This is a genomic window from Duganella vulcania, assembly GCF_009857655.1.
Lineage (GTDB): Bacteria > Pseudomonadota > Gammaproteobacteria > Burkholderiales > Burkholderiaceae_D > Rugamonas > Rugamonas vulcania.
In genome coordinates, this window is record NZ_WWCX01000074.1 from 18,053 (window position 1) to 31,130 (window position 13,078).

Consider the following 13,078-nt stretch of genomic DNA (forward strand, 5'->3'; position numbering starts at 1 on the left):
GGGATACCGAATTAGGTTACACCAAAGAAATTTCAAAGTCTAGCAATATGGCTTGTTAGACAATACCGTAGCGGGTGCGGTAGGCAGCCACCGCGTCCTTGTATTGCAACAGTTGCGGATCGGCGCCGGCGCCGTTCAGGTAGCTGAACAGGTCGTCCAGGTTGCCGATCGAAATCACCGGGATATTGTAGGTCTTGGCCACTTCCTGCACCGCCGAGTTGGGCGACAGCTGGCCGTCCTTGCCCGAACGCTCCATGCGGTCCAGCGCGATTAGCACGGCGCACGGTTCGGCGCCGGCGGCGCGTATCATGTCCACCGACTCGCGCACCGAGGTGCCGGCCGAGATCACGTCGTCGATGATGACGACCTTGCCTTGCAGCTTGGCGCCGACGATGGTGCCGCCCTCGCCGTGGTCCTTGGCTTCCTTGCGGTTGAAGGCGAACGAGGTGTTGCGGCCCTTGCCGGCCAGCGCCACCGCGGTGGCCGAGGCCAGCGTGATGCCCTTGTAGGCGGGGCCGAACAGCATGTCGAACTCGACGCCGGAGTCCAGCAGCGTTTGCGCGTAGAACTGGGCCAGCTGGGCCAGCGTCGCGCCGTCATGGAACAGGCCGGCGTTGAAGAAGTACGGCGACTGGCGCCCGGCCTTGGTGGTGAACTCGCCGAAGCGCAACACACCGGTCTTGACCGAAAATTCGATAAATTGCTGACGTAAGCTGTCCATACTGCCTCATTTCTGTAAAGTGCCTGTATTTTACCGCTACACTAGCGCATTCCAAAATTTACGCATTGAATCGACCATGCCAAAAATCATCTCCGCCAATCTGAACGGCATCCGTTCCGCCTCGAGCAAGGGCTTCTTCAAATGGATGGCCACGCAGGACGCCGATTTCGTCTGTGTGCAGGAATTGAAGGCCCAGGCGACGGACATGACGCCGGAATTCCTCAACCCGGGCGGCTACCACGGCCACTTCCACTATGCCGAGAAAAAAGGCTATTCCGGCACCGGCGTCTACAGCAAGATCGAGCCGGACCGCGTGGTGATCGGCTTCGGCTCGCCGGAGTTCGACGCCGAGGGGCGCTACGTGCGTTGCGATTTCGGCAATTTGACGGTGATTTCGGTGTACTGCCCGTCGGGTTCGTCGGGGCCGGAGCGCCAGGAAGCCAAGTTCCGCTTCATGGACCTGTTCCTGCCGCACCTGCAGTCGCTGCACGCCGAGGGGCGCGAGGTGGTGATCTGCGGCGACTGGAACATCGCCCACAAAGAGATCGACCTGAAGAACTGGAAAGGCAACAAGAAGAACTCCGGCTTCCTGCCGGAGGAGCGCGAATGGATGACGCGCATCTTTGACGAGGTGGGCTTTGTGGACGTGCACCGCGGGCTCGATCCGCGCGAAGAGCAGTACACGTGGTGGAGCAACCGCGGCCAGGCCTACGCCAAGAACGTCGGCTGGCGCATCGACTACCACGTCGCCACCCCCGGCATCGCCGCCAAGGCCACGACGGTTGCGATCTACAAGGAAGAAAAGTTCTCCGACCACGCGCCGTTGACCATCACCTACGCTTAAACCGTTGCAAACCCATTGGGGTCAAGTCTGACATTCGGACACGAGCTCTGCCGTAGCGATCACTACGGCAGAGCTCGTGTCCGAATGTCAGACTTGACCCCATTTTATAAGTTGCGGCGGCTGCTGAATTCGCGGCGTTCGCCGCTCAGCGGGTCGGTGAAGGCGATGCGGCGGGCTAGCAGCTTCAGCGGTTGCGAGACGTCGTCCTGTTTGCACGGCAAGGCTACCGGGTAGAACGCGTCGTTGATGATGGGGATGCCCAGCGATGACAGATGCAAGCGCAGCTGGTGCTTGCGCCCGGTGTGCGGATGCAGCCGGTACAGCGTGCAGTCGGCGCGGTGCTCGATGACGTCGATCAGCGTTTCCGAATTCGGCTCGCCCGGCTCTTCCTTCATGATGAAGAATTTGTCGCCGTCCACCATGCGGCTGCGGTACGTGAAGGGGAACTCGCGGCCATGCAGGCGCGGCGCCAGCGCTTCGTATTCCTTCTCGATCACCCGCTTCTGGAACATCGACTGGTAGGCGCCCCGGCTGTCCTGCCGGCGCGAGAAGATCACCACGCCCGCCGTCTCGCGGTCCAGCCGGTGAATCGGTGTCAACTCCTGCTCGCCCAGCTTTTTCTTCAGGCGCACCAGCAGCGTCTCATGCAAAAACCGCCCGGTCGGTATCATCGGCAGGAAGTGCGGCTTGTCCACTATCACCAGATGCTCGTCCATGAACAGCACCTCTTCCTCGAACGGAATCGGCGTCTCCGCATCCAGCTCGCGGTAGTAGAAGATGCGCATGCCGCGCCGGTAGGCGCTGTGCGGCGTCAGCGCGTTGCCGTCGCCGTCCACCACCTCGCGCCGCACCATGCGGTCGCGCCACGACGCTTCCGTCACGTCGGGATAGCGCGCCACCAGGAAGGTCAGCAAATCCGGCCATTGCCCTTCCGGCAGCCACAGGTAGCTCGGCGCGACACCGTCGCGCATCGGCAGCGGTGCGCGCGACATTACGAGCGAGGCAGCGCCAGCGAGTGATACGGCGGCAGCGCGTTCGGGTCCAGCCCCTTGGCGCGCGCGTACACCGGCAGCACCAGGTACATATTCTTCTCCATGTCCTCGATGCGCTTGCTGCCGCTCGGGTGCGTGGACAGGAAGGGCAGCGGCTGGCTCTTGTTCACCGCGCTCATTTTCTGCCACAGCGCGATGCCGGCGCGCGGATCGAAGCCGGCCCGCGCCGCCAGGTCCAGGCCGACCAGGTCGGCCTCGCTCTCGTCGCCGCGCGAGAAGCTCAGCGCCGCGCCCTGCGCCACCATGCCGGCCGCCGCGTCGCCCAGGCGCGGGTCGACGCCGAAGTAGGCCGAACCGAGCGCGCCGGCGATGCGCGCGCCCACCGAGGTGATGGTGTTCTTGCCGGCCTGCTCACGCGCGTGCTCGCGCAGCGCGTGGGCGATCTCGTGGCCCATGACCATCGCCACTTCATCGTCGGTCAGGTTCAGCTTGACCAGGATGCCGTTGTAGAACGCGATGCGCCCGCCCGGCATGCAGAAGGCGTTCACCGTCGGCGAATTGAGCAGGTTGACTTCCCACTTCCAGTTAGCGGCGTCCGGGTTCCAGCGCGAGGTGAACGGGATCAGCCGCTTGGCGATGGCGCGCAGCCGTATCAGCTGCGGATTGCGCTCGGTGGCGACGGCATCCTTCTGGTGGGCCTGGGCCAGCATCTGGTCGTACTGCAGCTTGGATTGCTGGTCGAACTGGCGAGCGTCGCCGCCGATGCCGCGCAGGCGCGACATGCTGGTCACGGGGATGCCGTCGTCCTGCGCTTGGACGGCTGCGGGCGCAACGGCGCCGGCGCAGCAGGCCAGCGCCAGCAAGGCGGCGTTGAATTTAAGCTTTTTCATTCCTGGTATTCCATGGTGCGATTTTCGGTAGCATCATCATGGCAGGAAACGCCAGGATGAAGCACACAATAAAGAACCAGAACCAGCCGGTTTCCGCCACAATATACCCGACCGAGGAGTTGATGAACGTGCGCGGTACGGCGGCCAGACTGGAAAACAATGCGTATTGGGTGGCAGTGTAGCGCGGATCGGTGGCGCGCGACATGAACGCCACCAGCGCCGCCGCGCCCAGCCCCGGACTGGCGAAGGCTTCGAAGCCGAAGACGGCGCTCAGCAGCAGCGGATCGGGACCCGTGCGGGCCAGCCAGGCGAAGCCCAGTATGGCCAGCGCCTGCATCACGCCGAACACCCACAAGGCGCGGTTGATGCCCAGCTTGATCATCCAGATGCCGGCGACGGCGCCGCCGGCCAGCGCCGCCCACCAACCGGTGGCGTTGGCCGCCAGGCCGATCTGCTTGGTGGTGAAGCCGATGTCGAGGAAGAACTTGGTCGACAGCGCGGTGGCCATGCTGTCGCCGATTTTATACAGCAGCACGAAGGCGATGATCAGCAAGGCCTGGTTCCAGCCGTCGCGCTGCACAAATTCGCGGAACGGCAGCACCACCGCCTCCTGCAGGTTCTTCGGCGGCGAGCCATATACGGCGGGCTCCTTGGCCAGCAGCGTGCAAACAAAACCCGGCAGCATGAAAGCGGCGACGATCCAGAACACGGCCTGCCACGACATGCTGTCCGCCAGCACCAGCCCCAGCGCGCTCGGTATCAGGCTTGCGGCCTTGTAGGCGTTGACGATGATGGCCGCGCCCAGGCCCTGCTCGTTCTCGGCCAGGATCTCGCGGCGGTAGGCGTCGATCACCACGTCCTGGCTGGCCGACAGGAAGGCGATCAGGAACACCCAGCCGGCGATCAGCGTCAGCTCCTGTTTCGGATCCAGCATGCCCAGGCCGCCGATCACCAGGAACAGCGCCAGTTGCGTGATGGCCATCCAGCCGCGCCGCCGGCCCAGCGAGCCGATGGCGTAGCGGTCCATGAACGGCGCCCACAGGAACTTGAAGGTGTACGGGAAGGTCACCAGCGCGAACAGGCCCAGCGCCTTCACGTTCAGCCCGGACTTGGCCAGCCACGCCTGCATCAGGTAGATCAGCGTGTACAGCGGCAGCCCGGAGCTGAAGCCCAGGAACAGGATGGAAACGGTGCGGCCGTTCAGGTAGTTGCGCAAGCCGGTTGGCTGTTCCTGGGTCGTCATCAGTGGCTGGCCTTTTTACGCAGGCGGAACACGGCAAGGTCGCCGCGCAGGTTGGGCAGGAACGAGACGCGCTGCCCTTCGGCCAGCGCCACGCATTCGATCACTTCCAGCCCGCACTCCTCCGCCAGGTCGCGGAAATCGGTGATGGTGGCGCAGCGCACGTTGGGCGTGTCGTACCACTCGTACGGCAGCGATTCCGACACCGGCATGCGGCCCTTGAGCAGGGCCACGCGGTGCGGCCAGTAGGCGAAGTTGGGGAAGGAGACGATGGCCTCCTTGCCGACGCGGACGATGTCGCGCAACAGCGGCTCCACATGCTTCATCATCTGCAGCGACGACAGGCACAGCACCGTGTCGAAACTGTCGTCGCCGAACAAGGCCAGGCCCTTTTCCATGTCCTGCTGGATCACGCGCACGCCGCGTTTGGTGCTGTCCAATACCTTGTCGTCGGCGATCTCGATGCCGTAGCCGCTGCACTGCTTGTCGCTCTGCAGATAGTCCATCATCACGCCGTCGCCGCAGCCCACGTCGAGCACGTGGGCGTTCTTGGGTACCCAGTGGGCGATGAAGGCCAGGTCCGGCCGGGCGCTGCTTAAATCGTTGAAGTTCATGCTGCCGCTTTCTCGTTAATGTCGTTCCACACCTGGTCGTAGTAGGCCCGCACCAGTTTCATGTAGCGTGGGTCTTCCAGCAGGAAGGCGTCGTGGCCGTGCGGCGCGTCGATCTCCGCGTAGGTGACCTGGCGGCGGTTGCAGATCAGCGCCTGCACGATCTCCTGGCTGCGCTCCGGCGAGAAGCGCCAGTCGGTGGTGAACGAGGCCAGGAAGAACCTGGCCTTGGTGCCTGCCAGCGTCTTGGCCAGGTCGCCGCCGTGCGCGCGCGCCGGGTCGAAATAGTCGAGCGCCTTGGTGATCAGCAGGTAGGTGTTGGCGTCGAAGTATTCGCTGAACTTGTCGCCCTGGTAGCGCAGGTAGGATTCGATTTCGAAATCCACGCCGAAGCCGAACTTGTAGTCACCCGCCTCCGCGGCGTCCCGGAGCTTGCGGCCGAATTTTTCGGCCATGTCGTCGTCGGACAGATAGGTGATGTGGCCCACCATGCGCGCCACGCGCAGGCCGTTCTTCGGCACCACGCCGTGCTCGTAGAAATCGCCGCCATGGTAGTCGGGGTCCGACAGGATGGCCTGGCGGGCGACGTCGTTGAAGGCGATGTTCTGCGCCGACAGCTTGGCGGTGGAGGCGATCACCACGCAATGGCGCAGGCGGTCCGGGTACATGATGGACCAGGCCAGCGCCTGCATGCCGCCCAGCGAGCCGCCCATGACGGCGGCGAACTGCGTGATGCCCAGCGCATCGGCCAGGCGCGCCTGGGCGTTGACCCAGTCTTCCACCGTCACCACCGGGAAGGCCGCGCCGTATGGCTTGCCGGTCGCGGGATTGACGTGCATAGGCCCGGTCGAGCCGAAGCACGAGCCCAGGTTGTTGACACCGATGACGAAGAACTTGTCGGTGTCGAGCGATTTGCCCGGGCCGACCATATTGTCCCACCAGCCCTGGCTTTTCGGCTGGCCTTCGTATTCGCCGGCCACGTGGTGCGAGGCGTTGAGCGCGTGGCAGACCAGCACCGCGTTCGATTTGTCGGCATTGAGGGTGCCGTAGGTTTCATACATCAGCATGTAGTCGCGCAGCGAGGCGCCGCTCTGCAGCGCCAGCGGCTGCGCAAAATGCATGGTTTGCGGAGTAACGTATCCTAAGGATGGCATGTGGTTTAGTTTTTATAGGGGTCGGCCCCGCGGGCCATCTATCAAGGTGGGACCGCGAGGATGGGTCCCACCACTTGCTACATCAACTGCAATTGTTCGACCGCGTCTGCAATTACACTTGGTTCCATCGAGCGCATGATCTTGCGCGTTTGCGGCATGATGCGCGCAAGGTCGCTGTTCAGGATTTCCTGCTTGACCGACAGCAGCTGCGCAGGGTGCATCGAGAATTCGCGCAAGCCCATGCCCAGCAACAGGCGCGTGAGCTTGACATCGCCCGCCATCTCGCCGCATACGGCCACGTCGATCCCGGCTTTATGCCCGGCCGCAATCGTCATCGAGATCAATTGCAGCACAGCCGGATGCAGCGGATTGTAAAGGTGCGCGACCTCATAATCAACCCGGTCGATCGCCAGCGTGTACTGGATCAGGTCATTGGTGCCGATGGACAGGAAGTCCATCCGCTTGACGAACATCGGCAGCGCCAGCGCGGCGGCCGGGATTTCGATCATCGCGCCGACTTCGACGTCGTCGTCGAACTTGACGTTCTGCTCGCGCAGCTCGGCCTTGGCCTGGGCGATCATCGCCAGCGACTGGTCGATCTCGAACGCGTGCGCCAGCATCGGGATCAGGATGCGCACCTTGCCGAACGCCGACGCGCGCAAAATGGCGCGCAGCTGCGTCAGGAATATCTGCGGCTCGGCCAGGCAGTAGCGGATCGCCCGCAGGCCCAGCGCCGGATTCAGTGCCGTGTGCTCGGTCTGGTCGAGCGGCTTGTCGGCGCCGATGTCGAGCGTGCGGATGGTCACCGGCCGGCCCTTCATCGCCACCACCGCGCGCTTGTACTGCTCGAACTGCTCGTCCTCGGACGGGATGCGGCTGTTGCGGCCCATGAACAGGAACTCGGAGCGGAACAGGCCCACGCCGTTGGCGCCCGCCTCCATCGCGGCCGGGCAATCGTCGGGCAGCTCGATGTTGGCCATCAGCTGGATCTCGACGCCGTCCTTGGTGACGGCCGGGGTTTTCTTGAGTTTATTGAGCTTCTTGCGCGCGCGGGCGGCGGCGCCCTGGCGTTCGCGGTACTGCTCCAGCACCAGCGCGCTCGGATTGGCGATCACCACGCCGGCGTCGCCGTCGATGATCAGCCAGTCGTCCTGCTCGATCAGGGTCGAGGCGCCGGACATGCCGACCGCCGCCGGGATGTCCAGGCTGCGGGCGACGATGGCGGTGTGCGAGTTCTGGCCGCCGACGTCGGTGACGAAGCCGATGAAGGAACGGTCGCGGAACTGCAGCATGTCGGCCGGCGAGATGTCGTGCGCGACGATGATCATCTGCGCCTGGAAGCCGTCCTCGCCGGTGGTGGCGGGCAGGATCTGCGCGGTGCCCATCAACACCTTCAGCACGCGCTCGGCGACCTGCTGGATGTCGGCCTTGCGCTCGCGCAGGTAGGGGTCTTCGATTTCGTCGAACTGCGCCGACAGCTCGTCGATCTGGGTCAGCAGCGCCCATTCGGCGTTGTAGTGGCGGGTGCGGATGATGTCGAGCGGCGCTTCCGAGATCATTGGGTCGGACAGGATCAGCGCATGGACGTCGATGAAGGCGCCCAGTTCGGTCGGCGCGTCCTTCGGCAGCTCGTTCCACAGCGTCTGCAGTTCCTTGTGCACCTGCGCCAGCGCCTGCTGCAATCGCGCTACTTCCGCCTCCAGATGCTCTTCCGCCACCAGGTAGTGCTTGACGTCCAGCGCCGCCGGCGCGAGCTTGTGCGCGCGGCCGATGGCGATGCCGCGCGAAACCGGGATGCCATGCAGGGTGAAGGAAGCCATAGGCGGACCTGTGGGGGTACGTGGACGGCTGCGTTCCGCCGGCATTACTCGCCTTCGCCGAACTTGTCGTTGACCAGCGCCGTCAGCGCCGCGATGCAATCGCCCTCGTCGGCGCCGTCGGCTTCCAGCATGACCTTGGCGCCCTTGCCGGCGGCCAGCATCATCACGCCCATGATGGACTTGGCGTTGATGCGGCGCGCGTTGCGGGTCAGCCAGACGTCGCTCTGGAATTTGGCTGCCAGTTGGGTGAATTTGGCGGAGGCACGCGCATGCAAACCAAGCTTGTTGATAATCTCAAGTTCTTGTTGAATCATTTTTCTTTTGTCTCAATCAGAAATGCGCACTGCAAAAAACCGCCGCCATGCATGCACGCGGCGGCCACATAAATCCGGCCTCAGGGCTGCCCGACCCTGATCCGGTTGTCGACGCGCACGGCCCCGCTCTGCGCGCCGGCCAGGGCCATCTCGACCACCACGTCCAGCGTGTCGCGGCGGTAGGTGATGGCGCGCAGCAGCATCGGCAAACTGATGCCCGCGATGACCTCCACCCGGCCGGCGTCCGCCAGACGGTTACAGCAATTGGCGGGCGTGCCGCCTTTGACGTCGGTGATGACCAGCACCCCGTCGCCATCGTCGAGACGCTTGATCGCCTCCGAGGCCAGTGCCTGGACTTCGGCGAGATCCTGGTCGGCGACCACGTCGATCGCCTCCAGGCGCTCGGTCGGACCACGGAACACATGGGCGCAGGCGGCAATAAAAGCCTGTCCCAGTGGAGCGTGCGTCATAAGCAGTATGCCAACCATATTCTTAAACCGCCAGTGAGCGCGGACGTTTTTTGACGGCGTCCGGCATTATTGTTAATTTTTAAGTTGTTTGCCCTGCGCCACGGCCGCTTCGACGGCGTCGAGGAACATCGCCGCCACCTGGAAGCCCGTTTGCTGGGTGATTTCCTGGAAGCAGGTCGGACTGGTGACGTTCACTTCCGTGAGGCAATCACCGATAACATCTAATCCTACCAGCAACAGGCCACGGGCGGCCAGTATCGGGCCCAGCGCGTTGGCGATTTCGGCGTCGCGCTCGGTCAGCGGCTGGGCCACGCCCATGCCGCCGGCCGCCAGGTTGCCGCGCACTTCGCCGTTTTGCGGGATGCGCGCCAGGCAATATGGCACCGGCTTGCCACCGATGACCAGGATGCGCTTGTCGCCTTGCACGATTTCGGGGATGTAGCGCTGCACCATGATGGTGCGGGCGCCGTTGTCGGTCAGCGTTTCAATGATGGAGCCGAGGTTCATGCCGTCAGCCGTCACGCGAAACACGCCGGCGCCGCCCATGCCGTCCAGCGGCTTGAGGATGATGTCGCCGTGGTGCTTCTGGAAGGCGCGGATGCGGGCTTCGTCGGACGTCACCAGGGTCGGCGAGGTGTACTGGCTGAACTGGGCGATCGACAGTTTTTCATTGTGGTCGCGGATCGCCGACGGCTTGTTGAACACCTGCGCGCCCTGCTTTTCAGCCAGCTCCAGCAGGTAGGTGCCGTAGATGTACTCCATGTCGAACGGCGGATCCTTGCGCTGGATGATGGCGTCGAAATCGCCCAGGTTGGTTTCGTGGGACGGCGCCGCGCGGAACCAGTCGTGGCTGTCGCCGGTCATGGTGATCACGGCCGCGTTGGCGTAGACCACGCCGCCGTCCAGCGCCATGTCGTTTTGCTCGAAGGCGTAGACGGTATGGCCGCGCCTGGCCGCCTCCACCATCATGGCGTAGGTCGAGTCCTTGTAGGTCTTGAAGCTGGCCAGGGGATCGGCGAGGAAAGCTATTTTCATGGGCGCATCCAATCGGGGTAATGCCTGATTTTAGCCGAGATTCGCCGGCGGCACCCGGGAGCGGACCAGTCCGCTCCCCGGGCGCTTAGTACACTTCCGGGTTCGGATCGGTGCGTTCCATTTCCAGCGACGCCGCCAGCAAGGCCAGCCGCGCCACCACGCCGTACACGTAGAAACGGTTGGGCGCGGCCGTGCCCGGCTTGGCCTTCAGGTCCGGCACCGCGTGCTGCTGGGCAAACGCCAGCGGCACGTACTGCGAACCCGGCGCGTTGAGGTTCTGGTCGATGCCCTTCTCGGCGTGCACGCGGTAGTAGCCACCCACCACGTAGCGGTCGATCATGTAGACCACCGGCTCGGCCACCGCGTCCTTGATGCTCTCGAAGGTCGGCACGCCTTCCTGGATGATGAAGTCGGTCACTTCCTTGCCATCCTTGATGACGATCATTTTGTCGCGCTGGGCCTGGCTCAAGTCCTTGATTTCGCTGGAATCCTTGATCGTCAGGATGCTGGTGCCGTAGGTGCCGGCGTCCGGCTTGACGATCACGAACGGCTTGTGGTCCTTCATGCCGTATTCCTTGTACTTCTTCTTGATCTTGGACAGCAGCGTGTCGACATTGGCGGCCAGGCAATCGTAGCCCTCGCCGGTGCGGAAGTTGACCGCGTCGCACTTGGCGTGGAAGGGATTGAGCATCCACGGGTCGACGCCGATCAGCTTGCCGAACTTCTTGACCACCTCGTCGTACGCGTTCATGTGGTTGCTCTTGCGGCGCAGGGCCCAGCCGGCATGCAGCGGTGGCAGCAGGCTTTGCTCGTGGATGTTCTGCAAAATGTCAGGAATGCCGGCCGACAGGTCGTTGTTCAGCAAAATCGTGCACGGGTCGAAATCCTTCAGGCCCAGCCGGCGGCCGTTGGCCGAGCGCACCAGCGGCTCGACCACCAGCATGTTGCCGTCCGGCAGAGGCAGCGGGGTCGGCTGGGTGATTTCCGGCGACAGCGAACCCAGGCGCACATGCAGGCCGGTCTGGCGGAAGATCTGCATCAGCCGGGCCACGTTCTGCCAATAGGTCGGATGGCGTTCGTGCACTTCCGGGATCAGCAGCAGGTTGCGGGCGTCCGGGCAATACTTGTCGATCGCGGCCATGGCGGCCTGCACCGACAGCGGCAGCATTTCGGTCGCCAGGTGGTTGAAGCCGCCGGGGAACAGGTTGGTGTCGACCGGCGCCAGCTTGTAGCCGGCGTTGCGCATGTCGACCGAGCAATAGAACGGCGGCGTGTGTTCCTGCCACTCCAGGCGGAACCAGCGCTCAATGGCTGGCGTCGCGGCCAGGATTTTTTCTTCGAGGTCGAGCAGCGGTCCGGTCAGGGCCGTGGCGAGATGGGGAACCATGATTACTTCCTTAAATGATGCGGGAGGACGACCCTCCAGGCACGCAGAACATCGGATATTACCGTGCAGATAGCCCAAATCGGGGCGAAAACCCTATTTTAAAGGCGGGAAATAAAAAAAGCGCCTACAAAGAGGCGCTTTCGAGGGGCCCGCCGTGGCGGGCCTGTGCAACGTTATCAATCAGGCATAGGTTTAAGCGTGATACGCGGACTCGCCATGGCTGGTGATGTCCAGGCCTTCGCGTTCCTCTTCTTCCGGTACGCGCAGGCCGATGACGATGTCGACCAGCTTGTAGGCGATCAGCGATACGATGGCCGACCACAGGATGGTGGTGCCGACGGCGGTCGCCTGGATGGTGACCTGGCTGACGATCGAGTACGGATCGGCCGACATCTTGTTGGTGACGTAGTCGAACACGCCCTGGCCGCCCAGCGATGGCGAAGCGAACACGCCGGTCAGCAGCGCGCCCATGATGCCGCCGACGCCGTGCACGCCGAACACATCCAGCGAGTCATCCGCGCCCAGCAGGCGTTTCAGGCCGTTCACGCCCCACAGGCAGACCACACCAGCCAGCAGGCCGATGATCAGCGCGCCCATCGGACCGACGTAACCGCAAGCCGGGGTGATGGCCACCAAGCCGGCAACGGCGCCCGAAGCGGCACCCAGCATCGAAGGCTTGCCCTTGACGATCCACTCGCCCAGCAGCCACGACATGGTGGCGGCGGCGGTGGCCAGCAGCGTGTTGACGAAGGCCAGCGCGGCGACGTCGCCCGCTTCCAGTGCCGAACCGGCATTGAAACCGAACCAGCCCACCCACAGCAGCGAAGCGCCGATCATGGTCATGGTCAGCGAGTGCGGTGCCATGGATTCGCGGCCGTAGCCGACGCGTTTGCCCATCATGTAGGCGCCCACCAGGCCGGCAACTGCGGCGTTGATGTGCACCACGGTGCCGCCGGCGAAGTCCAGCGCGCCTTTTTGCCACAGGAAGCCGGCCTTGGCGGTTTCGGTTGCCAGCGTTGCCGCATCCTTGATCGCGTCAGGACCGGTCCAGAACCAGACCATGTGGGCAATCGGCAGGTAGGCGAAGGTGAACCACAGCACGACGAAAGCCAGCACGGCGGTGAACTTGGCGCGTTCGGCGAAGGAGCCGACGATCAGGCCGCAGGTGATGGCGGCGAAGGTCGCCTGGAACACCACGTACACGAACTCGGGAATGACAACGCCTTTGCTGAAGGTGGCGGCGGTCGAGAACGTGGCCTTGGCCGGATCCCAGATGCCGTTCAGGAAGGCACGGTCGAATTTACCGATGAAGGAATTGCCTTCGGTGAAGGCCAGCGAGTAGCCATACACGCACCACAGCACAATGATCAGCGCGAAGATGGTGAACACCTGCAGCAGGATCGACAGCATGTTCTTGGAACGGACCAGGCCGCCGTAGAACAGCGCCAGGCCGGGAATCGACATCATGATGACCAGGATGGTCGACACCATCATCCAGGCGGTGTCGCCCTTGTTCGGGACAGGTGCTGGCGCTGCGGCAGGAGCGGCGGCAGCGGCGGCCGGTGCCGCGGCAGGCGCAGCAGCGGCGGCGGCAGGCGCG

At 63.9% G+C, this 13,078-nt stretch carries 13 protein-coding genes; 1 reads left to right on the top strand and 12 read right to left on the bottom strand.

Annotated features, from left to right (window positions below; translation table 11 throughout):
* Positions 1-55: 55 nt before the first annotated feature.
* Complete coding sequence (pyrE, locus tag GTP90_RS26775) at positions 56-721, bottom strand: orotate phosphoribosyltransferase (protein ID WP_117012814.1); 666 nt, start codon at positions 719-721, stop codon at positions 56-58.
* Positions 722-797: 76 nt separating this feature from the next.
* Here pyrE and GTP90_RS26780 point away from each other — a divergent pair, with 76 nt between their 5' ends.
* Positions 798-1,565, top strand: a complete 768-nt coding sequence (locus GTP90_RS26780; protein ID WP_161086361.1) for an exodeoxyribonuclease III — start codon at positions 798-800, stop codon at positions 1,563-1,565.
* 104 nt (positions 1,566-1,669) lie between these two features.
* Here GTP90_RS26780 and GTP90_RS26785 read toward each other — a convergent pair whose 3' ends face one another.
* The 11 genes from GTP90_RS26785 to GTP90_RS26835 all read right to left on the bottom strand — a co-directional run.
* Complete coding sequence (locus GTP90_RS26785) at positions 1,670-2,557, bottom strand: pseudouridine synthase (protein WP_161086362.1); 888 nt, start codon at positions 2,555-2,557, stop codon at positions 1,670-1,672.
* Entirely contained in the window at positions 2,557-3,447 is an 891-nt protein-coding gene (locus GTP90_RS26790; RefSeq protein ID WP_161086363.1) for a M48 family metallopeptidase, read from the bottom strand. Before GTP90_RS26790 ends, GTP90_RS26785 begins: the two co-directional genes overlap by 1 nt.
* Positions 3,434-4,690 (bottom strand): AmpG family muropeptide MFS transporter, encoded by a 1,257-nt coding sequence (locus tag GTP90_RS26795; protein WP_161086364.1) that lies wholly within the window; start codon positions 4,688-4,690, stop codon positions 3,434-3,436. The genes GTP90_RS26790 and GTP90_RS26795 overlap by 14 nt, the downstream gene beginning before the upstream one ends.
* On the bottom strand, positions 4,690-5,301 hold the full coding sequence (gene metW / locus GTP90_RS26800) for a methionine biosynthesis protein MetW (RefSeq protein ID WP_161086365.1): 612 nt from the start codon (positions 5,299-5,301) through the stop codon (positions 4,690-4,692). The genes GTP90_RS26795 and metW overlap by 1 nt, the downstream gene beginning before the upstream one ends.
* Positions 5,298-6,452 (bottom strand): homoserine O-succinyltransferase MetX, encoded by a 1,155-nt coding sequence (gene metX / locus GTP90_RS26805; protein ID WP_161086366.1) that lies wholly within the window; start codon positions 6,450-6,452, stop codon positions 5,298-5,300. The genes metW and metX overlap by 4 nt, the downstream gene beginning before the upstream one ends.
* Positions 6,453-6,529: 77 nt before the next feature.
* Complete coding sequence (gene ptsP / locus GTP90_RS26810; RefSeq protein WP_161086367.1) at positions 6,530-8,272, bottom strand: phosphoenolpyruvate--protein phosphotransferase; 1,743 nt, start codon at positions 8,270-8,272, stop codon at positions 6,530-6,532.
* A gap of 44 nt (positions 8,273-8,316) precedes the next feature.
* Positions 8,317-8,586: an HPr family phosphocarrier protein gene (locus tag GTP90_RS26815; protein ID WP_117012806.1), complete on the bottom strand. Its 270-nt coding sequence runs from the start codon at positions 8,584-8,586 to the stop codon at positions 8,317-8,319.
* 80 nt (positions 8,587-8,666) lie between these two features.
* Positions 8,667-9,074 carry a PTS sugar transporter subunit IIA gene (locus GTP90_RS26820; RefSeq protein ID WP_161086368.1) on the bottom strand — a complete coding sequence of 136 codons (408 nt, stop codon included), beginning with the start codon at positions 9,072-9,074 and terminating at the stop codon, positions 8,667-8,669.
* A gap of 54 nt (positions 9,075-9,128) precedes the next feature.
* A complete protein-coding gene (gene gshB, locus GTP90_RS26825) occupies positions 9,129-10,091 on the bottom strand; it encodes a glutathione synthase (RefSeq protein ID WP_161086369.1) in 963 nt (320 codons plus the stop codon).
* A gap of 85 nt (positions 10,092-10,176) precedes the next feature.
* On the bottom strand, positions 10,177-11,478 hold the full coding sequence (gene gshA / locus GTP90_RS26830; protein WP_161086370.1) for a glutamate--cysteine ligase: 1,302 nt from the start codon (positions 11,476-11,478) through the stop codon (positions 10,177-10,179).
* A 192-nt stretch (positions 11,479-11,670) separates the two neighbouring features.
* A partial coding sequence (locus tag GTP90_RS26835; RefSeq protein WP_161086371.1) for an ammonium transporter occupies positions 11,671-13,078 on the bottom strand: 1,408 nt, incomplete at its 5' end.

What these genes read in the sequence shown, in the direction of transcription:
- pyrE (WP_117012814.1), bottom strand. Translation starts at nt 721, where the DNA reads ATGGACAGCTTACGTCAGCAATTTATCGAATTTTCGGTCAAGACCGGT.
- GTP90_RS26780 (WP_161086361.1), top strand. Translation starts at nt 798, where the DNA reads ATGCCAAAAATCATCTCCGCCAATCTGAACGGCATCCGTTCCGCCTCG.
- GTP90_RS26785 (WP_161086362.1), bottom strand. Translation starts at nt 2,557, where the DNA reads ATGTCGCGCGCACCGCTGCCGATGCGCGACGGTGTCGCGCCGAGCTAC.
- GTP90_RS26790 (WP_161086363.1), bottom strand. Translation starts at nt 3,447, where the DNA reads ATGAAAAAGCTTAAATTCAACGCCGCCTTGCTGGCGCTGGCCTGCTGC.
- GTP90_RS26795 (WP_161086364.1), bottom strand. Translation starts at nt 4,690, where the DNA reads ATGACGACCCAGGAACAGCCAACCGGCTTGCGCAACTACCTGAACGGC.
- metW (WP_161086365.1), bottom strand. Translation starts at nt 5,301, where the DNA reads ATGAACTTCAACGATTTAAGCAGCGCCCGGCCGGACCTGGCCTTCATC.
- metX (WP_161086366.1), bottom strand. Translation starts at nt 6,452, where the DNA reads ATGCCATCCTTAGGATACGTTACTCCGCAAACCATGCATTTTGCGCAG.
- ptsP (WP_161086367.1), bottom strand. Translation starts at nt 8,272, where the DNA reads ATGGCTTCCTTCACCCTGCATGGCATCCCGGTTTCGCGCGGCATCGCC.
- GTP90_RS26815 (WP_117012806.1), bottom strand. Translation starts at nt 8,586, where the DNA reads ATGATTCAACAAGAACTTGAGATTATCAACAAGCTTGGTTTGCATGCG.
- GTP90_RS26820 (WP_161086368.1), bottom strand. Translation starts at nt 9,074, where the DNA reads ATGGTTGGCATACTGCTTATGACGCACGCTCCACTGGGACAGGCTTTT.
- gshB (WP_161086369.1), bottom strand. Translation starts at nt 10,091, where the DNA reads ATGAAAATAGCTTTCCTCGCCGATCCCCTGGCCAGCTTCAAGACCTAC.
- gshA (WP_161086370.1), bottom strand. Translation starts at nt 11,478, where the DNA reads ATGGTTCCCCATCTCGCCACGGCCCTGACCGGACCGCTGCTCGACCTC.